Annotated in this window: 19 protein-coding genes; 7 read left to right on the forward strand and 12 right to left on the reverse strand. The window is 75.2% G+C overall.

All coding sequences use genetic code 11. The annotated features are described in order from the left end of the window. Positions 1 to 31: 31 nt before the first annotated feature. Complete coding sequence (locus ACFQ8E_RS05665) at positions 32 to 724, reverse strand: helix-turn-helix domain-containing protein (RefSeq protein WP_430549608.1); 693 nt, start codon at positions 722 to 724, stop codon at positions 32 to 34. A gap of 119 nt (positions 725 to 843) precedes the next feature. On the opposite strand from ACFQ8E_RS05665, the gene ACFQ8E_RS05670 reads away from it, so the two are divergent. Next, a complete protein-coding gene (locus ACFQ8E_RS05670; RefSeq protein WP_430549609.1) occupies positions 844 to 2,268 on the forward strand; it encodes an MFS transporter in 1,425 nt (474 codons plus the stop codon). Between the two features lie 11 nt (positions 2,269 to 2,279). Here ACFQ8E_RS05670 and ACFQ8E_RS05675 read toward each other — a convergent pair whose 3' ends face one another. From ACFQ8E_RS05675 to ACFQ8E_RS05690, 4 genes are read right to left on the reverse strand one after another with little or no spacing between them, the layout of a single operon-like run. Beyond that, positions 2,280 to 2,933, reverse strand: coding sequence for a 3-oxoacid CoA-transferase subunit B (locus tag ACFQ8E_RS05675; RefSeq protein WP_430549610.1), 654 nt, complete (start codon positions 2,931 to 2,933; stop codon positions 2,280 to 2,282). 3 nt (positions 2,934 to 2,936) lie between these two features. Further along, a complete protein-coding gene (locus ACFQ8E_RS05680) occupies positions 2,937 to 3,731 on the reverse strand; it encodes a CoA transferase subunit A (RefSeq protein ID WP_430549611.1) in 795 nt (264 codons plus the stop codon). Next, a complete protein-coding gene (locus ACFQ8E_RS05685) occupies positions 3,728 to 4,507 on the reverse strand; it encodes a 3-hydroxybutyrate dehydrogenase (RefSeq protein ID WP_430549612.1) in 780 nt (259 codons plus the stop codon). The genes ACFQ8E_RS05680 and ACFQ8E_RS05685 overlap by 4 nt, the downstream gene beginning before the upstream one ends. Continuing rightward, positions 4,504 to 5,889, reverse strand: a complete 1,386-nt coding sequence (locus ACFQ8E_RS05690; protein ID WP_430549613.1) for an MFS transporter — start codon at positions 5,887 to 5,889, stop codon at positions 4,504 to 4,506. Before ACFQ8E_RS05690 ends, ACFQ8E_RS05685 begins: the two co-directional genes overlap by 4 nt. A 150-nt stretch (positions 5,890 to 6,039) precedes the next feature. Between ACFQ8E_RS05690 and ACFQ8E_RS05695 the strand changes: the two genes are divergently transcribed. Next, complete coding sequence (locus tag ACFQ8E_RS05695; protein WP_430549614.1) at positions 6,040 to 6,957, forward strand: LysR family transcriptional regulator; 918 nt, start codon at positions 6,040 to 6,042, stop codon at positions 6,955 to 6,957. 85 nt (positions 6,958 to 7,042) lie between these two features. Next, complete coding sequence (locus ACFQ8E_RS05700) at positions 7,043 to 7,822, forward strand: DedA family protein (RefSeq protein ID WP_430549615.1); 780 nt, start codon at positions 7,043 to 7,045, stop codon at positions 7,820 to 7,822. On the opposite strand, the gene nhaA is transcribed toward ACFQ8E_RS05700, so the two are convergent. Both nhaA and ACFQ8E_RS05710 read right to left on the reverse strand, forming a co-directional pair. Then, positions 7,788 to 9,143, reverse strand: a complete 1,356-nt coding sequence (gene nhaA / locus ACFQ8E_RS05705; protein WP_430549616.1) for a Na+/H+ antiporter NhaA — start codon at positions 9,141 to 9,143, stop codon at positions 7,788 to 7,790. The two genes, ACFQ8E_RS05700 and nhaA, sit on opposite strands and share 35 nt — an antisense overlap. 69 nt (positions 9,144 to 9,212) lie before the next feature. Continuing rightward, positions 9,213 to 9,785 (reverse strand): DUF1697 domain-containing protein, encoded by a 573-nt coding sequence (locus ACFQ8E_RS05710; RefSeq protein WP_430549617.1) that lies wholly within the window; start codon positions 9,783 to 9,785, stop codon positions 9,213 to 9,215. A gap of 258 nt (positions 9,786 to 10,043) precedes the next feature. Between ACFQ8E_RS05710 and ACFQ8E_RS05715 the strand changes: the two genes are divergently transcribed. Further along, positions 10,044 to 11,420, forward strand: a complete 1,377-nt coding sequence (locus ACFQ8E_RS05715; RefSeq protein WP_430549618.1) for a PhoH family protein — start codon at positions 10,044 to 10,046, stop codon at positions 11,418 to 11,420. A gap of 21 nt (positions 11,421 to 11,441) precedes the next feature. Here the strand turns inward: ACFQ8E_RS05715 and ACFQ8E_RS05720 are convergent, their stop codons facing one another. After that, positions 11,442 to 12,779, reverse strand: a complete 1,338-nt coding sequence (locus tag ACFQ8E_RS05720) for an FUSC family protein (protein ID WP_430549619.1) — start codon at positions 12,777 to 12,779, stop codon at positions 11,442 to 11,444. Positions 12,780 to 12,848: 69 nt separating this feature from the next. Between ACFQ8E_RS05720 and ACFQ8E_RS05725 the strand changes: the two genes are divergently transcribed. Next, complete coding sequence (locus ACFQ8E_RS05725) at positions 12,849 to 13,337, forward strand: MarR family winged helix-turn-helix transcriptional regulator (RefSeq protein WP_430549620.1); 489 nt, start codon at positions 12,849 to 12,851, stop codon at positions 13,335 to 13,337. 216 nt (positions 13,338 to 13,553) lie between these two features. On the opposite strand, the gene ACFQ8E_RS05730 is transcribed toward ACFQ8E_RS05725, so the two are convergent. Next, positions 13,554 to 14,990 (reverse strand): class II fumarate hydratase, encoded by a 1,437-nt coding sequence (locus ACFQ8E_RS05730; RefSeq protein ID WP_430549621.1) that lies wholly within the window; start codon positions 14,988 to 14,990, stop codon positions 13,554 to 13,556. A gap of 94 nt (positions 14,991 to 15,084) precedes the next feature. Here ACFQ8E_RS05730 and ACFQ8E_RS05735 point away from each other — a divergent pair, with 94 nt between their 5' ends. Beyond that, complete coding sequence (locus ACFQ8E_RS05735; RefSeq protein ID WP_430549622.1) at positions 15,085 to 15,654, forward strand: DUF1697 domain-containing protein; 570 nt, start codon at positions 15,085 to 15,087, stop codon at positions 15,652 to 15,654. 27 nt (positions 15,655 to 15,681) lie between these two features. Here ACFQ8E_RS05735 and ACFQ8E_RS05740 read toward each other — a convergent pair whose 3' ends face one another. From ACFQ8E_RS05740 to ACFQ8E_RS05750, 3 genes are read right to left on the reverse strand one after another with little or no spacing between them, the layout of a single operon-like run. Continuing rightward, the gene (locus tag ACFQ8E_RS05740) at positions 15,682 to 16,323 is read right to left on the reverse strand and encodes a carbonic anhydrase (RefSeq protein WP_430549623.1); all 642 of its coding nucleotides are present in this window, start codon (positions 16,321 to 16,323) and stop codon (positions 15,682 to 15,684) included. After that, positions 16,320 to 17,312 (reverse strand): carbohydrate kinase, encoded by a 993-nt coding sequence (locus ACFQ8E_RS05745; RefSeq protein ID WP_430549624.1) that lies wholly within the window; start codon positions 17,310 to 17,312, stop codon positions 16,320 to 16,322. The genes ACFQ8E_RS05740 and ACFQ8E_RS05745 overlap by 4 nt, the downstream gene beginning before the upstream one ends. Further along, positions 17,309 to 17,581 carry an exodeoxyribonuclease VII small subunit gene (locus tag ACFQ8E_RS05750; protein WP_430549625.1) on the reverse strand — a complete coding sequence of 91 codons (273 nt, stop codon included), beginning with the start codon at positions 17,579 to 17,581 and terminating at the stop codon, positions 17,309 to 17,311. The genes ACFQ8E_RS05745 and ACFQ8E_RS05750 overlap by 4 nt, the downstream gene beginning before the upstream one ends. Positions 17,582 to 17,683: 102 nt before the next feature. On the opposite strand from ACFQ8E_RS05750, the gene ACFQ8E_RS05755 reads away from it, so the two are divergent. Then, positions 17,684 to 19,303, forward strand: coding sequence for an ABC-F family ATP-binding cassette domain-containing protein (locus ACFQ8E_RS05755; protein ID WP_430549626.1), 1,620 nt, complete (start codon positions 17,684 to 17,686; stop codon positions 19,301 to 19,303). Positions 19,304 to 19,320: the final 17 nt, after the last annotated feature.

A 19,320-nucleotide genomic window follows, 5' to 3' on the forward strand; every position in this document is an offset into this window, starting at 1 on the left:
CCGCCTGCTCGGCGCACGGTCGTGGTGGCGCTCAGTCGTGCCAGGCGCCGACCCACTCGTCCCAGCTCGGGCCGTCGCCGATCCCGGCGCCGTCGAGGCCGGCGTCCTCGCCCGCCCGGGAGCGCAGCCCGGCCAGGACGAGCCCGAGGTAGCGCAGGTGCAGGGCGTCCGCCTCGGCACGGGGGAAGGGGAGCGCGGGGCGCAGGTGCAGCAGGAGCTGCATGACGTCCGCGGTGGTGAACCCGGTCGGCAGCAGGCCCGCGGCGCGGTCGTACGCGACCAGGCGCTCGAGGCCGACGCGCAGGTCGCGGGTCGCCGCGGCGAGGTCGGCGGGGAGGGGCCCGCCCGCTCCCGGCGGCCGGAGGATGGGGCCGGTCGCGCCGGTGATCTGCCGTGCGAGGAACGTGCCGACGGCGCCGTCGGCCTCGGGCACCGCGTCGGTCCCGCACTGGTCCGCGACGTCGGTCGCGAGCCGCGCCGCCTCGCGCACCGCCTGCACGTGGAGCGCCTCGACCAGGGCCTCCTTGGTGGGGTAGCGGCGGTAGACCGAGCCGACGCCGACGCCGGCGTGCCGGGCGACGTCGGCCATCGAGGCGCCGTGGCCCTGGGCCGCGAAGACCTCGCGCGCCGCAGCGAGCACGGCGGTGTCGTTGGCGCGCGCCTCCCGCAGCCGGCCGGGGAGCGGTCGGTCGTCGGCGCGGTCGTCGGCGGGGGCGGAGGGCATGGCCTCACGGTAGCCGCCGTCCCGGTGCTAGGGTGAATCGGAACGAGCATTCCGTTCCGTTTCGATCGGCCACGCGCGACGAGGCGCAGCCACCCCCACCACAGAGAGCGAGCACGACCGTGCCTCCGTCCCGCCCGGCGCCCGACGCCGCCCCCGGCCAGCCCGTCGACGCGACGGTCGTGCGGCACCCCGGCCGCGTGACCTTCGCGCTGAGCGCCGCCGTGCTCGCCTTCTCCCTGATGCAGACGCTCGTCGTCCCGGCGCTGCCGACGCTCGGCCGCGAGCTCGGTGCGACCGCGCAGGGCACCGGCTGGATCCTCACGGCGTTCCTGCTCGCCGGGGCGGTCCTCGCGCCCGTGGTCGGCAACCTCGGCGACCGGTTCGGGCACCGTCGCGTGCTGCTCGGCACCATCGTCGTGTTCGCCGCGGCGACCCTCGTGGCGGCCGCCGCCCCGACGCTCGGCGTCCTGCTCGCCGCCCGCGTGGTGCAGGGCGTGAGCACCGCGACCTTCCCGCTGGCCCTGGCGCTCGCGCGGTCCGTGCTGACCGGGCCGCGGCTCGCGGCAGCGTTCGGGTGGATCCCCGGGATGATCGGCCTCGGCGCGGGCGCCGCGCTCGTCGTGGGCGGCGTGGTCGTGGACGCGCTCGGCTGGCGCTGGCTCTTCGTGCTCGGGGCGGTGCTGATCCTCGGCTCGGGCGCGCTCGTTGCGGCCTGGGTCCCGCGCGGCGGCGCGCCCGCGGTGCAGCGCCGGACGGACTGGCCCGGCATCGCGCTGCTCGCGGGCGGCCTCGTCGGCGTGCTGCTCGCCGTCTCGCAGGGCGGCACGTGGGGCTGGACCTCCGCGCGGACCCTCGTCGTCGGCCTGGTCGGCGTGGCGCTGCTCGCCGTGCTGGTGCTCGTCGAGCGTCGTACGGCGGCGCCCGTGGTCGACGTGCGCACCTTCCGGCACGGGCCGATCGTGCTCGTCAGCCTGCTCACCGTGGCCGTGGGCTTCGTGCCGTACGTCTGCTACGTCGCGCTGCCGCTGCTCATGCAGGCCCCGGCAGGCACGGGCTACGGGCACGGAATGAGCGTCACGGTTTCCGGGCTGGCCATGCTCCCCAGCGCCGTGCTCGTCTTCCTCGGCGGCCGCGCCACACCGGCCCTGGTGCGGAGGGTCGGCCCGGGCGGCACGGGTGCCGTCGCGGCGGCCGTCATGGCCGTCGGGGGCGCCGGCCTGGCCCTGTGGCCGGCGACGCCGTGGGCGGTGGTGGTCGCGTTCTCCGTGCTGGGCCTCGGCAACGGCATCGGGTACGCGATCTGCGCGCAGCTCGTCGTGACCTGGTCGCCGCCCACGGAGACGGGCGCGGCGACCGGCCTCAACAGCGTCGTGCGCACCGTGGGCTCCGCGGCGGCCGCCCCGGTGGTCACGGCCCTCCTGGCGGCCGGCGCGACCGACCCGGCCGGCGCCTACTCCGCCGCGTTCTGGGTCGCGACCGTGGTCAGCGTGGTCGGCGTCCTGGTCGCCCTCGTGCTCGTGGCCCGCTCGCGACGGGCCGCCTGAGAGCCGGGCGGTCACGCGGCCCGCACGGCGTCGAGGGACACCGTGAGGGGCGCGCCGGTGGCCGCCACGACGTCGTCGACGGTGACCCCGGGCGCGAGCTCGCGGAGCACGAAGCCCTCGGGGGCGACATCGAGCACCGCGAGGTCCGTGACGACCCGGTGCACCACGCCCCGCCCGGTGAGCGGCAGGGTGCAGGCGGGCAGCAGCTTGGGGGAGCCGTCCCGGGCGGTGTGCTCCATGAGCACGATCACGCGCCGCGCGCCGTGCACGAGGTCCATCGCGCCGCCCGGGCCCTTGACCATCTTGCCGGGGATCATCCAGTTGGCCAGGTCGCCGGTGGCCGACACCTGCATGCCGCCGAGGATCGCGGCGTCGATCTTGCCGCCGCGGATCATGCCGAAGCTGGTCGCGGAGTCGAACACGGAGGCGCCGGGCAGCAGGGTGACGGTCTCCTTGCCGGCGTTGATGAGGTCGGGGTCGACGTCGGCCTCGGCGGGGTAGGGGCCGACGCCGAGCAAGCCGTTCTCGGACTGGAGCACGAGGTGCCGGCCGGCGGGCACGTGGTTCGGCACGAGCGTCGGCAGGCCGATGCCCAGGTTCACGTACCAGCCGTCGGCCAGCTCCGCCGCGGCGCGCGCGGCCATCTCGTCGCGGGTGAGCGGCATGGCTCAGGCCTCCTTCGCTGTCGACGGGTGCGGGGTGGTGGTGCGCTTCTCGATGCGCTTCTCGCCGCCGGGCACGTGCACCACGCGGTGCACGTACACGCCGGGCAGGTGCACGTCGTCGGGGTCGATCTCGCCGGGCTCCACCAGCTCCTCGACCTGCGCCACGCACACGCGCCCCGCCATCGCGGCGAGGGGGGAGAAGTTGCGGGCCGAACGGTGGAACACGAGGTTGCCGTGCCGGTCGCCCCGCGCCGCGTGCACGAGGGCGTAGTCGGTGGTGATCGCCTCCTCGAGCACGAACTCGGCGTCGGCGCCGTCGCCGGAGGCGAAGGTGCGTACCTCCTTGCGCGGCGAGGCCACCGCGACGCCGCCCGCGCCGTCGTAGCGGCGCGGCAGGCCGCCGTCGGCCACCTGCGTGCCCACGCCGGTGCGGGTCCAGAACCCGGCGATCCCGGCGCCGCCCGCCCGCAGCTGTTCGGCGAGCGTGCCCTGCGGGGTGAGCACCAGCTCGAGCTCGCCGGCGAGGAACTGCCGCTCGAACTCCTTGTTCTCGCCCACGTACGAGCTGGTCATCCTCCGGATGCGCCCGGCGCCCAGCAGCAGGCCGAGGCCCCAGTCGTCGACGCCGCAGTTGTTGCTCACCACGGACAAGCCGGTGGTGCCCTGGGCGAGCAGCGCCTCGATCAGGGCGACCGGGTTGCCGCAGAGACCGAAGCCGCCGACGGCGAGCGAGGCGCCGTCCGGCACGTCGGCGACGGCCTGGGCCGCCGTCGCGACCACCTTGTCGAGCCCGGTCATCGCGCGCTCCATCCGCCGTCGATCGTCCACGAGGCGCCGGTGACCATCGACGCGTCCGGCCCGGTGAGCCACCCCACCAGCGACGCGACCTCCTCCGGCTCCACGAGGCGCTTCACCGCCGGCTCGGCCAGGATCACCCGGGCCAGCACCTCCTCCTCGGGGATCCCGTGCGCGGCGGCCTGGTCGGAGATCTGCGCCTCCACGAGCGGGGTGCGCACGTAGCCGGGGTTCACGCAGACGCTGGTGACGCCGTGCGGCCCGCCCTCGAGCGCGACCGACTTGGACAGCCCCTCGAGGCCGTGCTTGGCGGAGACGTACGCGGCCTTGAACGGCGAGGCGACGAGCCCGTGCACCGACGAGACGTTGACGACCCGCCCCCACCCGCGGGCGTACATGCGGGGCAGGGCCGCACGTACCAGCAGGAACGGTGCCTCGAGCATGAGGCGGTGGACGAGCCGGAAGTCGTCCGGCGGGAAGTCCTGCACCGGGCTCACGCGCTGGATCCCGGCGTTGTTCACCAGGACGTCGACGTCGAGACGCAGGTCGTCGAGGGCGCGGGTGTCCGCGAGGTCGACGACCCACGCCTCGCCGCCGAGCTCGTCGGCGAGGCGCTTCGCGCCGTCGGGCTCCACGTCCGCGACGACCACCTCGGCGCCGCGCGCGGCGAGCTCCCGCGCGCAGGCCGCGCCGATGCCGGAGGCGCCGCCGGTGACCAGGGCCCGACGCCCGGCGAGCGTGCGCTCGCCGGGCGACGGGCGGGTGGAGCCGCCCGTCATGCCGCCGCCCCGGCGGTCTCGCGGTCGCGGGCGTCGAGGTCGCGCAGGGAGATGCCGCGGGTCTCGCGCATGCTCAGCACGGCCACGGTGGTGATCGCGCCGGCCACGAGCAGGTAGACGGCGGTGGGCCACCACGAGCCGGTGGTCTTGAGCCAGGTCGTGGCGAGGATCGGGGCCAGCGAGCCGGCGACGATTGACGTCACCTGGTAGGAGATCGACACCCCCGAGTACCGCATCCGGGTCGGGAACATCTCGGCCATGATGGCGGGCTGCCCGGCGTACATGAGCGCGTGGAACAGCAGGCCGACCATGATGACGACGAGCGCCACGACGGTGCTCCTCGTGCCGAACGCGGGGAACGCCCACAGGCCCCAGGTGCCGCCCAGGATCGCGCCGGCGAGGTACACGGGCTTGCGGCCGAGGCGGTCGGCCAGGCGCCCGACCCACAGGATCACGACGAAGTGGAAGGCGTGGGCGATCGCGACGACGCCGAGGATCGACGCCGTGTCCATCCCGAGCCCGGTGCCGAGGTAGACGATCGAGAAGCTCACCACCAGGTAGTACATGATGTTCTCCGCGAACCGCAGGCCCATGCCGGTGAGCACGCCGCGCGGGTACCGCCGGACGACGTCGCGGACGCCGTAGCCCGACGTCGTGCCCTCCTCGAGCTCGGCCTTCGCCTCCTCGAAGATGGGGGCGTCGGTGATGGTGGTGCGGATCCAGTAGCCGACCAGCACGACGACGGCCGACAGCCAGAAGGCGACGCGCCAGCCCCAGGAGAGGAACGCGGCGTCGGACAGCGTGGTGGACATGATCCACAGCACGGCGGTCGCGAGCAGGTTGCCCACCGGCACGGCGGCCTGCGGCCACGCGGCCCACTGGGCGCGGCTGCGGTCCGGCGCGTGCTCCGCGACGAGCAGCACGGCGCCGCCCCACTCGCCGCCGAGCGCGATGCCCTGCACGAAGCGCAGCAGCACGAGCAGGGCGGGCGCCGCGAGGCCGATCGCGTCGTAGCTCGGCAGGCAGCCCATGAGCACGGTCGCGGCGCCGATCATCATGATCGTGACCTGGAGGGTGTGCTTGCGGCCCAGCCTGTCGCCGAGGTGCCCGAAGATCACGCCGCCCAGCGGACGGGCGAGGAAGCCGATCGCGTACGTGACGAAGGCGGCGATGATGCCGTCGTACTGGTTGCCCATGGCGGGCATCAGCACCTTGTCGAACACGAGCGCCGCGGCGGTCGCGTAGAGGAAGAAGTCGTACCACTCGACGACCGTGCCGGCCATCGAGGCGGACACGATCCTGGTGAGCAACGAGCGGTCGCTGCCGCCGTCGCCCGTGCCGTGCGTCGCGCCGTCCGGCGCCGTGCTCTGGCCCGCGGCCATGGTTCCTCCGTGTCGTCGTTGACACCGTGGCGTCGTCGCCACCTGACGCCGAGGATGCTGCCGGTCCCGGCCGTGTGCGCGCAACGCCCAACCGAGCACGTGTGGTGTGCACGGATGCACATCGGGTGCGGCGGGCAGTAGGGTGCCGGCGTGCCGACGACGCCGCCCTCGCCCGACCAGCTCCTCGTGCTGCTCGAGGTCGCCCGCGCCGGCCGGTACACCACCGCGGCCGAGGTGCTCGGCGTCAACCACACGACCGTCGCCCGCAACGTGGCCGCGCTCGAGCGCGCGCTCGGCGGCCGGGTGCTGGTGCGCGGCGCCGACGGCTGGGAGCTGACGCGGCTGGGGGAGCGGGCCGCGCGCGCCGCCGAGGCGGTCGCCGCGGCCGTCTCCGGCCTCGCCACGCCGGACGGCGAGCCGGACCCGGTCACCGGCGTCGTGCGGATGACGGCGACCGACGGGTTCAGCGCCTACGTCGCGTCGCCCGCCGTGGCCGCGCTGCGCAGCCGCCACCCGGACCTGTCCGTCGAGCTCGTCACCGTCACCCGGCACGCCATGCAGCACCGCTCCGGCGTGGACGTGGAGGTCGTGGTGGGCGAGCCGCAGGTGGGTCGCGCCAAGGCCGTGCGGCTCGGCGACTACGAGCTCGGCATGTACGCGTCGCAGGACTACCTCGCGCGTCACGGCGCCCCGGCGACGGTGGCGGACCTCGCGGACCACGGGCTGGTCTACTTCGTGAACTCGATGCTGCAGGTGGACGCGCTCGACGCCCCGCGGCGGCTGGTACCCGGGATGCGCGACGCGCTCACGTCGACCAACGTCTTCGTGCACGTCGAGGCCACCCGGGCGGGCGCGGGCGTCGGGTTCCTGCCGTGCTTCATGGCCGACCGGCACGCCGACCTGGTGCGCCTGCTCCCGGGCGAGGTGCGCGACCGGCTGCCGTACTGGGCGGTGGTGCACCCGGAGTCGTGGCGGCGACCCGCCGTCGCGGCGCTGCTCGAGGCCCTGCGCGACCAGGTGGCACGCAGCCGCGAGGCGCTCCTCGGCGTCGGCGGCCGGCCGGGCTGACCGGGGCGCCTCAGGGTTCCCCCAGGGTCGAACCGGGGGCACACCCCATGGTCGCGGGCGGGGCCGGCGCCGCAGGGTGGGAGGCATGATCGACGCGATCGCCACCGGGTTGGCCCAGGTCTGGGGGCAGCTGGAGAGCACGCTGTTCGCGCTCGTGTCCTCCGCATGGGCGTTCCCCGCGCTCTTCGGGGCGACCGCGGCGGACGGCTTCTTCCCGCCCGTGCCCGGCGAGACCGTGATCATCATGATGGCGGTGGGCGCCGAGACCGGACAGGGCGTGAACCTCGCGCTCGTGGTCCTCGTCGCGGCCCTCGGCGCCTGGTGCGGCGACCAGGTGGCCTACGCGCTCGGGCGAGCCCTGGGCACGTCGCGCGTCCCGTTCCTGCGCGGCCCGCGCGGGCAGCGCGCTGTCGCCTGGGCGGCCCGCTCCTTCGAGCGGCGCGGCGCGTCCGTCGTCCTCGGGGCGCGCTTCGTGCCGGTCGGGCGGACGGCGGTCAACGTCACCGCGGGCGCGGTCGGGTTCTCGCGGCGCCGCTTCATGGTCCTGTCGGCCGTCGCGTCCCTGGCGTGGGCGACGTGGTCCGTGCTGCTCGGGGTGGTGGCCGCCCAGCCCCTGGGCGACCACCCGCTGCTCGCCGTCGCCGTCGGGATCGTCGTGGGCACGCTGCTCGGCTTCGTCGTCGACCGCGTCCTCACGGCCTGGGCCGCCCGCGGCCGTCGTGCCGCGCCCGCGCCGCGGACGGCATCGGGGGCAGCCGCCGTGGCACAGCGGGAGCCGGCGCTCGCGGGCGGCACCGCGCCGCGGGTCCCTGCCCGCGCCGCGCCCGCCCTCAGTGCTCCCTGCGGTCCTTCTCGTCCCCGATGAAGTCGGCGACGGCGTCGTCGACGCCGTCGAGGTTCATGTCGGAGGTGCGGGCCCGGCGGGCGTCCCAGCGCAGGGTGAGGGCGCCGAGCACCGCGGCGATCACCGACCCCAGCAGGATGGCGGCCTTGGCGCCCTCCGTGTGCTCCGACGCGTGCCCGAACGACAGCTCGGACACGAGCAGCGCCACGGTGAACCCGATGCCGGCGAGGAAGCCGACGGGCAGCAGGTCGCGCACGCCGATGCCCTGCGCGAGCCGGAGCGGGGTGAGGCGCGTGACCAGCGCCGTCGTGCCCAGCACCCCGATCAGCTTGCCCACCACGAGCCCGATGGTGATCGCCGGGACCACCGGCTGCCCGAGGATCTCGGTGACGCCGCCGCCGTCGACCAGGTCAACGCCGGCCGCGAAGAACGCGAAGACCGGCAGCGCGACGCCCTGCGACCACGGCTTGACCGCCCGCTCGTAGCGGTGCGTGCGCGGGACCGCCTCGCCGTGGGTGGGCCGGGCCGCCACCGTGAAGCCCATGAGCACGCCGGCCACGGTCGCGTGCACCCCGGAGGCGTGCATGAACGCCCAGGCCACCGCGAAAAGCGGCACGAGCATCCACCAGTACGGCCGCCGGGACCGGACGACCAGCCCGAACACCACGATCACGGCGAGCGAGGCGGCGAGGTAGCCGAAGTTCAGGGACTCCGTGTAGAAGACGGCGATGACGATGATCGCGAGCAGGTCGTCGACCACCGCGAGGGTGAGCAGGAACGTGCGCACCGCGGCGGGCAGGCCCTTGCCGAACACGGCCAGCACGCCGAGCGCGAAGGCGATGTCGGTGGCCGTGGGGATGGCCCACCCCTGGAGAGCACCGGGCTCGCCCAGCGCGACGACGATCACCGAGTAGAAGACGGCGGGCACCGCCATGCCTCCGACGGCGGCCAGCATCGGCACACCTGCCTCCTTCGGGCTGCGGAGGCTGCCGGCGACGAACTCGTGCTTGAGCTCCACGCCGACGACGAAGAAGAAGATCGCGAGCAGGCCGTCCGCCGCCCACTCCGCGACCGTGAGGTCGAGGTGCACGGACAGCGGCCCCAGCCGGTCGAAGCCGAGCACCGCCTCAGACAGGGCGAAGTACCACTCGCGCCACGGGGCGTTCGCGCAGATCAGGGCGAGGAGGGCGGCGCCGATGAGGAGCGCCCCGCCCGTGGTCTCGCGGGAGGCGAAGCGGCGGAGCCGGGTGCCGAGGGGCTGGGTGGCGGTCTCGGAGGTCAGGGTTCTTTCTCCTGTCCGGTCGTGGGGTCGCTGGTCTCCCGGCGTTGCAGCCGGTGCCACCGACCAGACTTCCCGGCTCACCCGCGGGCCAGCCTAACGTCCGCGGCGGGTGCCCGGCCCCGGCGTCCGTCAGGTCGCCTCGCGGGCCATCCCGACCAGCTTGGTCAGGGTGTTCCAGTTCCGGGCGGTGGTCCAGGTACCGGCGGCCTTGTCGATCGCCGACGGGGTGAGCTTCGACCGACCGATGCCCGCCACGTAGTCCACGTAGAGCACGCCGTCGACGACGGCGAACCGCTCGGGCCGGCCCTCGGCCAGCCGCGCGAGGGCGTCGGCGTCCACGGGTGCGGGGGAGACGTGCACCTGCACCTGGGCCGGGTGGTCGGCGACGGCGTCCGGGAACGGGTCGGCGGCGAGGATCGCCGCCACGCGCTCCGCCGTCACGGCGACGGCGCGCAGGTCGCCTCCGAGCTGCGCGGCGAGCGCGGCGGTGACGCGCTCGGCGACGTCGGCGTCGTCCGCCGGCCCCACCGCGACCAGGTTCCCGCTGTTGGCGTAGGTGCGGGCGTCGGTGAGGCCCGCGGTGGCGGCGGCGTCGCGCAGGTCGGCGGAGCTCACGCGGCGCGAGCCGCCGACGTTCACGCCGCGCAGCAGCACGACCCAGGCGGTCGGGTCGTCGGTGGGCCTGGAGGGGTTCGGGGTCACGGCTCCATGGTGCTCGCCCTGCCCGCGTGCGTCGCGGCGGGGTCCGGGGCGTGAACGCCGGGTGACAACTTCCCGACCCGCCGACGTGGGGGTGGTGGCGCGAATCACAGCGTCGTAGTTTGGCGGCAGGGACGGTGTCCAGCCGTCCTCGGGGAGGCCAGCCGATGGGGTTCACGCTCCGTGCGGGAGGGCCGGCTCCGGTCCGGCGCCGCACGGCGCCCCCGGGGCGGCCGCCCGTCCACCTGGAGGGAGCTCGCCGTGGCCCGAACTGCACCCGTCCCTGAGCGCGACACCGTCGACGCCGTCGACCCGGACGGCACCGCCCCGCGCACGTTCGTCGTCGACACGTCCGTGCTGTTGTCCGACCCTCGGGCGATCCACCGCTTCGCCGAGCACGACGTCGTCCTGCCGGTCGTCGTCATCACGGAGCTGGAGGCCAAGCGGCACCACGCCGAGCTCGGCTACTTCGCCCGCAGCGCGCTGCGGATGCTCGACGACCTGCGCCTCAAGCACGGCCGCCTCGACGCCGCCATCCCCGTCGGCGACGCCGGCGGCACGCTCCGCGTGGAGCTCAACCACACCGACCCGCAGGTGCTGCCCGCCGGGTTCCGGCTGGGCGACAACGACACCCGGATCCTGTCCGTGGCGGCCAACCTCGCGGCCGAGGGGCGCGACGTCACCGTCGTCTCCAAGGACCTGCCGATGCGGGTCAAGGCGTCGGCGGTCGGCCTGCGCGCGGAGGAGTACCGCCACGAGCTCGCCGTCGACTCCGGCTGGACCGGGATGCGCGAGATCGACGTCGCCGACGAGCAGGTGGGCACCCTGTACGAGGGGGGCGAGGTGGAGCTGGCCGCCCTCGACCCGGAGGTGGTCGAGGCCGCGTCGCCGCTGCTGTGCCACACCGGGCTGGTGATCCACTCGCCGGGCGGCTCCGCCCTCGGGCGCGTGACGCCCGACAAGACGGTGCGGCTCGTCCGCGGCGACCAGGACGTCTTCGGCGTGCACGGTCGTTCCGCCGAGCAGCGCATCGCCATCGACCTGCTGCTCGACCCCGAGGTGGGGATCCTGTCGCTGGGCGGGCGCGCCGGCACCGGCAAGTCGGCGCTGGCGCTGTGCGCCGGGCTGGAGGCGGTGCTCGAGCGCCGGCAGCACCGCAAGGTCATCGTGTTCCGCCCGCTGTACGCCGTGGGCGGTCAGGAGCTCGGCTACCTGCCCGGGTCCGAGTCCGAGAAGATGAACCCCTGGGCCCAGGCCGTGTACGACACGCTCGGCGCGCTCGTCTCGCCCGACGTCGTCGACGAGGTGATCGACCGCGAGATGCTCGAGGTGCTGCCGCTGACGCACATCCGCGGTCGGTCGCTGCACGACGCGTTCGTCATCGTCGACGAGGCCCAGTCCCTGGAGCGGAACGTGCTCCTCACGGTGCTGTCGCGCATCGGGCAGGACTCGCGCGTGGTCCTCACGCACGACGTCGCGCAGCGCGACAACCTGCGGGTCGGGCGGCACGACGGCGTCGCGGCCGTGATCGAGGCGATGAAGGGCCACCCGCTGTTCGCGCACGTGACGCTGACGCGCTCCGAGCGGTCGCCCGTCGCGGCGCTGGTCACCGAGATGCTGGAGTCGCTGGAGATCTGACGGGGCGCGCCGCGCCGCCGGTCAGGCCTTTGCCGGCATCGCCGGCCGGCAGCGCGGGTGCACCAGGACGACGGCGAGCACGCCGACGACGGCGCCGAGCACGGTGTCGAGGGCGCGCGAGGCCGCGATCCCCGCGGGGTCGACGGACCCGCCGAGCGAGGTCATCAGCAGGGCCATCGGGGTGATGGTGAGCATCGCCAGGCCGTAGTGACGCCCGACGACGACCTCCGTGACGACCTGCAGCACCACGACGACGACGCAGGTCGCGGCGAACGACAGGTGCGCCGCGAGGAGCGGCCAGGCGAGCAGGGCCCCCAGCACGGTGCCGCCCCCGCGCTGCAGCGCGCGGACCACGGCGTGGCGGGTGCTCGCCCCCTGCAGCGTGGCCGTGGCGCCGAGCTGCGCCCACGCGGGATGGCTCAGGCCGGCGGCGAGCGTGCCCGCACCGGCGACGACGCTCGCCAGCACCACGCGGACGCCCGCGAGCCGCCAGCCGGGGACGCGCCATCCCGCGCGGACGTCGTCGCACAGACGGCGGCGCGCCGGCAGCGCGTCGGCGGGCGCGGCCGAGGTGCTCGGCGCGGCGGCGGACGGCGCGTCCAGCGCCGCGGCGACCGCGGCCAGCTCGGCGGCGAGCACCCGCGCGGTGTCGCGGGTGCGCCGGGAGGAGAGGTCGTCCGCCAGCACGTCGCCGGCACGGGCCACGGCGGCCGACGCGGCCCGCGCGGCCTCCGGGGCGTCGGGGCCGGCGTCGAGCGACCTCCGCACCGCGTCCGCCGCCCGACGGACGGCCAGGCGCGCCGGTGCGCTCGGGCGCACGAGCCAGCCGCTCATCCCGACGACCCATGCCACGGCGGTGCCGAGGGCGAACGCGACGCCCCGTTCGCCGACGTCGCTCCAGGCCAGGGGGCCGACCATGCCGCCCGCCGCGGCGAAGACGACGATGCTCGCCCCGGGAGGCCCGGTGCGGACCAGGGTGCACAGGGCCGTCGTCGCGCCGGCGACGAGCGCCACCACCGCGAGGACCACGAGCACGGGGGCGCCCGCGGCGGTGAGGGAGGCCGTAAGCAGGAAGGCCACGACGAACACGGCGGCGACGCCGGCCAGCAGCGACGCGCGGCGCCGGTACGGCTCGTACCGCCCGTACAGGATGACGAGCGCCCCGAGGGACGCGAAGGCCGCCAGGTCGGTGCGCCCCACGGCGGCGCTGAGCGCGAGGACGACGGCGGCCGCGGCGCCCACGCGCAGCGCGGCCGCGAGCGTCGCGTCGGCGGGGTTGACGCGGAGCGCGGAGCGCAGGTGCGCGGGGTCGAGCACGTCGCGGGCGCTCGTCAGGACGGGGGAGGAGGTGGGAGGCATTGCCGACCATGATAGTTCACAGGTAAATCATCATGGAAGGAGTAGCGGTGTGACCTCTATCCTGTCGCCGTGGACTACATCGAGCGCGTGCGCGCGCAGTGGGCCGAGCGGTTGCCCGGTGTCGACACGTCCCCGGCCGACGTCGGCGCGCGGGTGCGCCGGATCGCCGCCCTGCTGGAGGTCGAGGTGTCCGGGGATCTCGCGGCTCGCGACGTCACGCGTGCCGAGCTCGACGTCCTCACGGCGCTGCGGCGCTCCGGCCGCCCGCTGCGGGCGGGCGAGATCACCACGATGACGGGGTCGCCGGGCGCGTCGATCACCAAGCGCCTCGACCGGCTGGAGCGGGCCGGGCTGGTGGAGCGTGCCGTGCACGAGCGCGACAAGCGGGGCGTGCTGGTGGCGCTGACCGTGGAGGGGGAGGAGCTCGTCGACGAGCTGTTCCCGCGGCAGATCGAGCACGAGCGCGCGGCCCTGGCGGACCTGTCCGAGACGGAGCGTGCCGAGCTCGGCCGCCTGCTCGCCGTCGTGCTGCGCCGGCTGGACCCGCGCGACTACTGAGCCACCACCCGGTCGTCCGGCGTGACGACGTGCTGTGCGGGGAGGCGCCGCACGTCTCAGGTGGAACCCCCCAGCCCCGCGCCCCGAGGGGCGCCTCCCCGCGTACGCCGACAGTAGCAGGTGAGGTTAGCCTTACCAACCCCGAGTCCAGGTTGCGGGAGGACGACGACGGCGGCAGCCCCGCTCTCCGGGACTGCCGCCGTCGTCGTGCTCGGGTCAGGCCTGCGGGGGCCGCGTCATCGACAGGACGTCGAGGGCCGAGTCGAGCTGGGCCTCCGTGACCTCGCCGCGCTCCACGAAGCCGAGGTCGATCACGGCCTCGCGCACCGTGAGGCCCTGCTTGACCGAGTGCTTCGCGACCTTGGCCGCGGCCTCGTAACCGATCACGCGGTTGAGCGGCGTGACGATCGACGGCGAGGACTCGGCGAACGCGCGGGCCCGGTCCACGTTGGCGGTGATGCCGGAGACCGTCTTGTCGGCGAGCGCGCGCGACGCGTTGGCGAGCAGGCGGATCGACTCCAGCACGCCCTGCGCGATCACCGGGATCTGCACGTTGAGCTCGAACGAGCCGCTCGCGCCCGCCCAGGCGACGGTGGCGTCGTTGCCGATCACGCGGGCCGCCACCATGAGCACGGCCTCCGGGATCACCGGGTTGACCTTGCCCGGCATGATCGACGAGCCCGGCTGGAGGTCGGGGATCGCGATCTCGCCCAGGCCGGTGTTCGGGCCCGAGCCCATCCAGCGCAGGTCGTTGCAGATCTTGGTGACCGACACGGCGATGGTGCGCAGCGCGCCCGAGAGCTCGACGAGACCGTCGCGCGCCGACTGCGCCTCGAAGTGGTCGCGCGCCTCCGTCAGCGGCAGGCCCGTGTCCTCGCGGAGCAGCTCGATGACGCGCTGCGGGAAGCCGGCAGGCGTGTTGATGCCGGTGCCGACCGCGGTGCCGCCCAGCGGGACCTCGGCCGCGCGGGGCAGCGCCGCCTCGACGCGCTCGACGCCGTAGCGGATCGCGGCGGCGTACCCGCCGAACTCCTGGCCGAGCGTGACCGGGGTGGCGTCCATGAGGTGCGTGCGGCCGGACTTCACGACGGTCGCGAACTCGTCGGACTTGGCGGCCAGCGCGTCGGCCAGGTGCTTCAGCGCCGGGACCAGGTCGTGGATCGCGCCGGCGGTGGCGGCGACGTGCACCGACGTCGGGAAGACGTCGTTGGAGGACTGCGAGGCGTTGACGTGGTCGTTCGGGTGCACGTCCTTGCCGAGCGAGCGCGTGGCCAGCGTGGCCAGCACCTCGTTGGTGTTCATGTTCGACGACGTGCCCGAGCCGGTCTGGAAGACGTCGACGGGGAAGTGCGCGTCGTGCGCGCCCGAGGCGACCTCGTCGGCCGCGGCGACGATGGCGTCCGCGACGTCCTGGTCGAGCACGCCCAGCTCCGCGTTCGCCCGCGCGGCGGCCTTCTTGACGCGCGCCAGGGCCTCGATGTGCCCGCGCTCGAGGGGGGTGCCGGAGATCGGGAAGTTCTCCACGGCCCGCTGCGTCTGCGCGCGGTAGAGCGCGTGCGCGGGGACGCGCACCTCGCCCATCGTGTCGTGCTCGATGCGGTACTCGGTCTCGCCCGCGCCGGACGCGCCGGGGACGACGGTGTCGGAAGTCATGCCTCTATCGTGCCGCACCCGCGCGGGCGTTCCGTCGTGAGCCGGATCACTCCGACGCGGTGCGGTCGTCGGTGCGGCGCGGGAGGATCGCGGGGTGACGTTCACCCACGTGGTGCTCTACCGCGCGATGAACCTGGGACACCGCGGCAGCCCGGTGCGCGCCGAGCTGGAGGCCGCGCTGCTGGACGCGGGCGCGCGGTCGGTGCGGTCGTTCCAGACCAACGGCACCGTGCTGCTCGACCCGGGGGAGCCCGACGGGGGCGGCGACCCCTCCGCGGCCGAGCGGGTGGTGCGGGCCGCCGCCCCGCGGCTTGCCGAGCGGTCCGGCTACGCGCACCTCGCGCTGGTGCGCCCGCTCGACGACGTCGCGGCGGCGATCGACGGCGACCCGTTCGCGCTCACCCGCGACGAGCGGACGTACCGGGATACCCTGACCTTCGTGGACGGCGGTGAGCCGCTGACCGTCGACCTGCCCTGGACGGACCCGCGCGACCTGCTCGACCTCGTCGCCGCCCGACCGGGCGTGGTGCTCGCCGTCGTGCGGGGCGGCCCGGGGACGGGCGGCGACCCGAACTCCGTCGTCGAGCGGCTCACCGGCGGGGTCGCCACGACACGCACCCTCGGCACCGTGCGGCGGCTGCTGGCGGCCGCCGCACGGGCCTGAGCGGGCGGGGCCACCCGCTCGTCACGGTCAGGCGGCGGCCGGCTGCTCGCCGACCTCGCCGTCGACCGCCACGAGGCGCGCGCTGCCGTCGTCCAGGTCGTAGACGACGCCGACCACGGCCAGGCGACCCTCGTCGACGGCCGTGCCGATCGCGGCCGAGTAGCCGCGCAGCAGCGCGACGGTGTGCTTGACGTGCTCCGTGCGCAGCACGTCCGGGTCGATCGGCCCGGTGACGCCCTGGCGGCTGGTGAGCTCCGCCACCGACGGGATGACCTTGTCGACCACGGCGCGCACGAACCCCGGGGGCTGCTCGCCGGTCGCGAGGGTGTGCGCCGTCGCCGCGACGGCGCCGCACGAGTCGTGCCCCAGCACCACCACGAGCGGCGTGTGCAGCACCTCCGTGCCGTACTCGATGGAGCCGAGCACGGTCGTGTCCACCACGTGGCCGGCGGTGCGCACGACGAAGACGTCGCCCAGGCCCTGGTCGAAGATGATCTCGGCCGCCACCCGGGAGTCGGAGCACCCGAAGATCACCGTGTGCGGGTGCTGCACCGTGCGCAGCTCGTGGCGGCGGACGGCGTCCTGGTCGGGGTGCTCCGGCTCGTCGCGGACGAAGCGGCCGTTGCCGGCCCGCAGGCGGGTCCAGGCCTCGGTGGGGGTCAGGGTCATGAGTGCTCCTCTGCTCCGTGCTCGTCTGTTCCGCGCTCGTCAGTTCCGTGCTCGCCGACCCGCACGCGGTCCGGCCCGATGAGATCGTGCGGCCACGGCGGGTTCGCGCCGGCCCGGGAGACGGTCACGGCGGCCACGGCCACGGCGCGCACGAGCATCCGTGCCGTCGCCGCGCGGTCGATGGCGCGCAGCGCGTCCCGCCGGGCCGCGCCCAGCAGGTCCGCGCCCCACAGCCAGTCCAGGAGGGCGCCCATGAACGAGTCGCCCGCACCGACGGTGTCGACCACGTCGACCCGCGGGGCCGCGACGGCGACCTCGCCGGCCGCCGTCACCGCCGTCGCACCCTCGCCGCCGAACGTCACCACGACGACCGCCGGCCCGGTGGCCTGCCAGGCGCGCGCGACGTCCAGCGGCTCGCGGCCCGGGTACAGCCACGCCAGGTCCTCGTCGCTGACCTTCACCACGTCCGAGAGCGCGACGATCTCCTCGACCCGCGGCCGCACGACGTCGGCGTCGCCCATGATCGCGGGCCTCGCGTTGGGGTCATAGGTCACTGTCGACGTCGCCCGGGCGACCTCCACCAGCTCCCGCACGTCGGCGTCCCCGGGCGGGAGCATCGCGGCGATGGAGCCGGTGTGCACGGCCAGCGTGTCGTCGCCGGCACCCGCGCCGGCGGGGACCTGCCAGTCGAGGTCGAACTCGTAGGTCGCGGCGCCCGCCTCGTCCAGCGTCGCCTGCGCGACGCTCGTGCGCGACGCGCCGTCGCTGCCGGGGGCCAGGACGACGCGGGACCCTGCGAGCCACGACCGGACGTCGTCGCCGCGCGCGTCCCGACCGAGCCAGGTCGCCAGCCGCACGTCACGGCCGAGGCGGCCGAGGGTGAGGGCGACGTTCGCGAGGCTGCCGCCCGGGTGCTCCTCGCTGGTCCCGTCGGGCCGGTGCACGACGTCGACCAGCGCCTCGCCCACCGCGAGGACGTGCGCGCTCACGCGTCCTCCTCCTCGTCCTCGGTGGTGGCGTCGGCAGCGGACGAGGCCGCCTGCGCCGCCGCGAGCCGCTCGCGGGCGCCGTCGAGCCACTGCTGGCAGCGCGCCGCCAGCGCCTCGCCACGCTCCCAGAGTGCGAGCGACTCCTCGAGGGGCTCGCTGCCGGCCTCCAGCCGGGCGACCACCTGGACGAGCTCGTCGCGGGCGGCTTCGTACGTCAGGGCGGAGACGTCGGCGGGCAGGTCGGGGGCACCGGGGTTCGCATCGGTCACGGGGGACAGTCAACATCACCTCGCCGACAGGCCGCCGACGTCGTCCGCGCTGCGGGCGGCAATGCCTTGCGGGCGGCCCGGCGGTCGGGCAGCGTGCGCGGCATGGGTCATCTGGAGGTGGCGCACGTCGAGCACGTGCTGCCGGACGGGCGCACGCTGCTCGACGACGTCTCGTTCCGCGTCCCCGAGGGCAGCGCCACGGCTCTCGTCGGCCCCAACGGCTCCGGGAAGACCACCCTGCTGCGCCTGCTGTCGGGCGACCTGGTACCGCAGGCGGGCTCCGTCACCGTGACGGGCGGGCTCGGCGTCATGCGGCAGTTCGTCGGCTCCGTGCGGGACGAGACGACGGTGCGCGACCTGCTCGTCTCCGTCGCCCCGCCACGGATCCGCGACACCGCCCGCGCCGTCGACGCGGCCGAGCTGGCGATCATGGAGGTCGACGACGAGCCCGCGCAGCTCGCCTACGCGCAGGCGCTCGCCGACTGGGCCGAGGCGCAGGGCTACGAGGCCGAGACGCTGTGGGACGTGTGCACCGTCGCCGCGCTCGGCGTCCCGTACGAGCAGGCACGGTGGCGCGAGGTGCGCACCCTGTCCGGCGGCGAGCAGAAGCGGCTCGTCCTGGAGGCGCTGCTGCGCGGGCCGGACGAGGTGCTGCTGCTCGACGAGCCCGACAACTACCTCGACGTGCCCGGCAAGCGGTGGCTCGAGGACCAGCTGCGGGCCACCCGCAAGACCGTCCTGTTCGTCTCGCACGACCGCGAGCTGCTGGCGCGCGTCGCCGACCGCATCGTCTCCCTCGAGCCCGCGCCGTCCGGCGCCGACGCCTGGGTGCACGGCGGCGGCTTCGCCACGTTCCACGAGGCGCGGCGCGAGCGGTTCGCGCGGTTCGAGGAGCTGCGCCGGCGCTGGGACGAGAAGCACGCCCAGCTGGTGCGGCTGGTGCGCGAGCTGCGCCAGGCGGCCGCGAACAGCGACGCGATGGCGTCGCGCTACCGCGCCGCGCAGACCCGCCTGAGCAAGTTCGAGGAGGCCGGCCCGCCTCCCGAGCCCCCGCGCGAGCAGGACATCCGGATGCGCCTGCGCGGCGGCCGGACGGGGGTGCGCGCGCTGACCTGCGAGCGGCTCGGGCTCACGGGGCTCATGCAGCCGTTCGACCTGGAGGTCTTCTACGGCGAGCGGGTCGCGGTCCTCGGGTCGAACGGTTCCGGCAAGTCGCACTTCCTGCGGCTGCTCGGGGGCGACGACGTCGCGCACACGGGCGAGTGGCGCCTCGGCGCGCGCGTCGTGCCCGGCGTCTTCGCGCAGACCCACGCCCACCCGGAGCTGTTCGGGCGCACGCTCACCCAGATCCTGTGGGAGGACCACGCCCGCGACCGCGGGGCGGCGATGTCCGTGCTGCGCCGCTACGAGCTGACCGTCGCCGCGGACCGCGCGTTCGACCGCCTGTCGGGCGGGCAGCAGGCGCGGTTCCAGATCCTGCTGCTCGAGCTCGCCGGCTGCACCGCGCTGCTGCTCGACGAGCCGACGGACAACCTCGACCTGGCCAGCGCCGAGGCGCTGCAGGACGGCCTGGAGGCGTTCGACGGCACCGTCCTCGCCGTCACGCACGACCGCTGGTTCGCGCGCTCGTTCGACCGGTTCCTGGTGTTCGGCGCGGACGGCACCGTGCGCGAGACGCCCGAGCCCGTCTGGGACGAGGGGCGGGTCGCCCGCGCACGGTGACGCGCGTCGGAGGTTCG

This window comes from Isoptericola sp. NPDC056573, from assembly GCF_042793335.1.
Classification (GTDB): Bacteria; Actinomycetota; Actinomycetes; order Actinomycetales; family Cellulomonadaceae; genus Isoptericola.

Excerpts from the sequence above, each read along its gene's own strand:
- ACFQ8E_RS05730 (WP_430549621.1), bottom strand. The coding sequence starts at position 14,990 with ATGACTTCCGACACCGTCGTCCCCGGCGCGTCCGGCGCGGGCGAGACC.
- ACFQ8E_RS05690 (WP_430549613.1), bottom strand. The coding sequence starts at position 5,889 with ATGGCCGCGGGCCAGAGCACGGCGCCGGACGGCGCGACGCACGGCACG.
- ACFQ8E_RS05700 (WP_430549615.1), top strand. The coding sequence starts at position 7,043 with ATGATCGACGCGATCGCCACCGGGTTGGCCCAGGTCTGGGGGCAGCTG.
- ACFQ8E_RS05740 (WP_430549623.1), bottom strand. The coding sequence starts at position 16,323 with ATGACCCTGACCCCCACCGAGGCCTGGACCCGCCTGCGGGCCGGCAAC.
- ACFQ8E_RS05755 (WP_430549626.1), top strand. The coding sequence starts at position 17,684 with ATGGGTCATCTGGAGGTGGCGCACGTCGAGCACGTGCTGCCGGACGGG.
- ACFQ8E_RS05675 (WP_430549610.1), bottom strand. The coding sequence starts at position 2,933 with ATGCCGCTCACCCGCGACGAGATGGCCGCGCGCGCCGCGGCGGAGCTG.
- ACFQ8E_RS05720 (WP_430549619.1), bottom strand. The coding sequence starts at position 12,779 with ATGCCTCCCACCTCCTCCCCCGTCCTGACGAGCGCCCGCGACGTGCTC.
- ACFQ8E_RS05680 (WP_430549611.1), bottom strand. The coding sequence starts at position 3,731 with ATGACCGGGCTCGACAAGGTGGTCGCGACGGCGGCCCAGGCCGTCGCC.
- ACFQ8E_RS05685 (WP_430549612.1), bottom strand. The coding sequence starts at position 4,507 with ATGACGGGCGGCTCCACCCGCCCGTCGCCCGGCGAGCGCACGCTCGCC.
- ACFQ8E_RS05665 (WP_430549608.1), bottom strand. The coding sequence starts at position 724 with ATGCCCTCCGCCCCCGCCGACGACCGCGCCGACGACCGACCGCTCCCC.